This is a genomic window from Allobosea sp. CER48 (genome assembly GCF_044752385.1).
Taxonomy (GTDB): domain Bacteria; phylum Pseudomonadota; class Alphaproteobacteria; order Rhizobiales; family Beijerinckiaceae; genus Allobosea.
Window position 1 is genome coordinate 1 of record NZ_JBIWYK010000332.1, and the last position, 3,594, is coordinate 3,594.

3 protein-coding genes are annotated in these 3,594 nt (G+C 68.0%); 2 read left to right on the plus strand and 1 reads right to left on the minus strand.

Annotated features, from left to right (window positions below):
• Positions 1 to 6 precede the first annotated feature (6 nt).
• The gene (locus ACIPIA_RS12245) at positions 7 to 768 is read right to left on the minus strand and encodes a HugZ family pyridoxamine 5'-phosphate oxidase (protein ID WP_400509872.1); all 762 of its coding nucleotides are present in this window, start codon (positions 766 to 768) and stop codon (positions 7 to 9) included.
• 141 nt (positions 769 to 909) lie between these two features.
• Between ACIPIA_RS12245 and ACIPIA_RS12250 the strand changes: the two genes are divergently transcribed.
• Together ACIPIA_RS12250 and ACIPIA_RS12255 are read left to right on the plus strand one after the other, a co-directional pair.
• The gene (locus ACIPIA_RS12250; protein ID WP_400509875.1) at positions 910 to 1,611 is read left to right on the plus strand and encodes a response regulator; all 702 of its coding nucleotides are present in this window, start codon (positions 910 to 912) and stop codon (positions 1,609 to 1,611) included.
• 69 nt (positions 1,612 to 1,680) lie between these two features.
• Entirely contained in the window at positions 1,681 to 3,477 is a 1,797-nt protein-coding gene (locus ACIPIA_RS12255) for a stimulus-sensing domain-containing protein (RefSeq protein WP_400509878.1), read from the plus strand.
• The last annotated feature ends 117 nt before the right edge of the window (positions 3,478 to 3,594 follow it).

The window sequence follows — 3,594 nt, forward strand, 5'->3', positions numbered from 1 at the left end:
AGGGCGTCAGGCTGCCTTGGCGCGGGCCTGCCCTGCGAGCTCGGCGAGGACCCGCCGCAGCGCGCCCGGCCCGTCGACGGAGGCGGGGAAGGGCAGGCGCAGGGACGCGCTGCCCAGCGCCATGTCGAGCCCGTCCGGATCGAGGCCGATGGCGCGCCAGTCGCCCGGCTTCGCCGCCAGGAGCTGCGTCGCATAGAGACCGATCGCGTCGGAGTGATCGGCATTCATGTGCTCGACCGCTCCCTCCTCCACCTCGGCGAGGGCGGCGGCGTGGGCCGGCTCGCTCAGCAGGTCGGCAGGGGTCGGCGCGAAGGCACGGGCGAAGCCGCCATTGAGGCTCGCCCCCTCGATCGTCAGCGCGAAGAAGCTGAAATCGGGAAAGTCGGCATAAAGGGCTGATTTCGGCTGGCGAGCCAGATAGCGGCGGCGGATGCGCGCGCCTTCCTGCGTCCCGCGTTCGATCCTGCGGGCACGAACCTTCAGCGTGATGCGGGCATGGGCGAGCGGATCGCCCTTGCCGCCGGGCGAGATCAGCAGCGAGGCGCGCGGATCGGCGGAGAGATTTCCGGTATGGGCGGAGAGGCCGGAAATCAGGATGACCGGCGTGCCGTCGATATCGGTGGCGAGCCCGACGAGGCTGGCCGAGGGATGGCCGTCGAGGCCGAGCGTGGCGAGCGCCGCCGAGCGCGCGCCGCGCAGCAATCCCCTGGCCTCCGCACGGACCGCTTCGTCCATCGGCTGGATGACGTCCTTGGGGTCCTTCGCCATGGAACCTCTCTCCGATTTCAGGCTTGTCGTACGGAGACATAGGCAAATCGCCACGCGCCGGCTAGATTGCCGCCACGCTTTGGCCTCTCTCGCACGAGAGGGGAACCGTTTATTGCAACGTGACCAAGAGACGAAAGCCTTATGCCAACGATTGCGCTGGTCGATGACGACCGTAACATCCTGACGTCGGTCTCGATCGCTCTCGAAGCCGAGGGCTATCGCATCATGACCTATACGGACGGCGCCTCGGCACTCGACGGTCTGAAGCAGAACCCGCCGGATCTCGCGATCTTCGACATCAAGATGCCGCGCATGGACGGCATGGAGCTGCTGCGGCGACTCCGCCAGAAATCCGACCTGCCCGTCATCTTCCTGACCTCGAAGGACGAGGAGATCGACGAGCTCTTCGGCCTGAAGATGGGCGCCGACGACTTCATCCGGAAGCCGTTCTCGCAGCGGCTCCTGGTCGAGCGCGTCAAGGCGATCCTGCGCCGCGCCGGCGCGAAGGACGCGACCGTCGCGGCCCGCACGGAGGATGCCAAGGCCCTCGAGCGCGGCCTGCTGCGCATGGATCCCGAGCGCCATACCTGCACCTGGAAGGGCGAGCCGGTGACTCTGACCGTCACCGAATTCCTGATCCTGCAGTCGCTGGCGCAGCGCCCCGGCGTGGTGAAAAGCCGCAATGCCCTGATGGATGCGGCCTATGACGATGAGGTCTATGTTGATGACCGCACCATCGACAGCCACATCAAGCGCCTGCGCAAGAAGTTCAATCAGGTCGATGCCGAGTTCGACATGATCGAGACGCTCTACGGCGTGGGCTATCGCTTCAAGGAAGTCTGAGGCAGGAAGGCCGGCATGCGTCGGCATCGACGCATCCGTCATCTCCCGAGCGGAAAGTAAGCCGCAGCCATGGCAACCGTCGACAATGAGGCCCGTGCGCCAGCGCCAGCCGGATGGCGCGGCGCGTTCCGCCGCCATCTCGGCATCGCCTGGCGGCGCGTCGGAAGGGCGATCTCGGCGCGCGCAGCCTCGAGCCTGACGCGCCGCATCCTCGTCCTCAATCTCGGCGGGCTCGTCGCGCTGCTCTCGGGCTTCCTCTACCTCAACCAGTTCCGCGAGGGGCTGATCGAGGCGCGGGTCCAGAGCCTGCTGACCCAGGGCGAGATCATCGCCGGTGCGATCGCCTCTTCGGCGACCGTCGAGATCGATACGATCACCATCGATCCCGACAAGCTGCTCCAGCTCCAGGCCGGCGAGAGCGCCGGCATCGCCGAGGACCCCCTCGATTTCTCGATCAATCCCGAAAAGGTCGCGCCCCTGCTGCGCCGCCTGGTGACGCCGACCAAGACCCGGGCACGGGTCTATGACAAGGACGGCATGCTCACACTGGACTCGCGCAGCCTCTATTCGCGCGGCGACGTCCTGCGGCTCGACCTGCCGCGCGTCGGCGAGCCGGACGAGCCGCCGCTGCTGGAGCGCACGTGGAACATGCTGCGCAACCGGCTCGGCCGGGCCGATGTGCCGACCTATGACGATTTCGAGAACGCCAACGGCAAGTCCTATCCCGAGGTTGCGCGGGCTCTCGCCGGATCGCCCGCGAGCGTGGTGCGGGTCAATACCCGCGGCCAGACCATCGTCTCCGTCGCGGTGCCGGTGCAGCGTTTCCGAACCGTGAAGGGCGCGCTGCTGCTCTCGACGCAGGGCGGCGACATCGACTCGGTGATCGCCTCCGAGCGCTTCGCGATCTTCCAGGTCTTCGCGGTGGCCGCGGGCGTGATGATCGTGCTCTCGGTGCTGTTCGCCGGCACCATCGCCGAGCCGATCCGCAAGCTCGCCGATGCCGCCCAGCGCGTGCGCCGCGGCGTCAAGTCGCGCGAGCAGATCCCGGATTTCAGCAGCCGGCACGACGAGATCGGTCACCTGTCAGGCACGCTGCGCGACATGACCAAGGCGCTCTACAGGCGGATCGAGGCGATCGAGAGCTTCGCCGCCGATGTCGCGCACGAGCTGAAGAACCCGCTGACCTCGCTGCGCAGCGCGGTCGAGACGCTGCCGCGCGCGAAGAGCGAGGAATCCCGTGCGCGGCTGCTCTCGGTGATCCAGCACGACGTGCGCCGGCTCGACCGGCTGATCTCCGACATCTCGGATGCCTCCCGCCTCGATGCCGAGCTCGCCCGCAACGATGCGGCGCCGGTCGATGTCGCGCAGGCGCTGGAAGCGGTCGTGACCATCCAGAACGAGACCCGCCGCGACGGGCAGGCGCCGATCGAGCTGGTGAGCGACCGCCGCAGCCAGCGCATGGGCAACGATGTCTTCCACGTCCTCGGCCACGACTCGCGCCTCGGACAGGTCATGGTCAACCTGATCGACAACGCCCGCTCCTTCTCGCCGGCGGACAAGCCGGTGCGGGTCATTCTCTCGCGGGTCGCCAACGACGTCCTGATCACCGTCGAGGACGACGGGCCGGGCATCGAGCCACATGCACTTGAGCGCATCTTCGAGCGCTTCTACACCGATCGCCCGAACGAGGGCTTCGGGCAGAATTCCGGGCTCGGCCTTTCGATCTCGCGCCAGATCGTCGAGGCGCATCGCGGTTCGATCCGGGCCGAGAACCGGATGGGGCCGGCCGGCCCGGATGGCGAGGCGGCGCGGATCGGTGCACGCTTCATCGTCTGCCTGCCGGCGGCGTATCCGCATGTCGCCTGATCGCAGCGTGAAGCCAGGCGAACGGGTCCACGCCACGGCGGTCGCCGTCGGCGAGGCCGGCGTCTTGCTGCGTGGCGGATCGGGCAGCGGCAAGTCGTCGCTCGCGCTGGCCCTGAT

Coding starts and splice junctions, on each gene's coding strand:
- ACIPIA_RS12245 (WP_400509872.1), bottom strand. CDS start 768: ATGGCGAAGGACCCCAAGGACGTCATCCAGCCGATGGACGAAGCGGTC.
- ACIPIA_RS12250 (WP_400509875.1), top strand. CDS start 910: ATGCCAACGATTGCGCTGGTCGATGACGACCGTAACATCCTGACGTCG.
- ACIPIA_RS12255 (WP_400509878.1), top strand. CDS start 1,681: ATGGCAACCGTCGACAATGAGGCCCGTGCGCCAGCGCCAGCCGGATGG.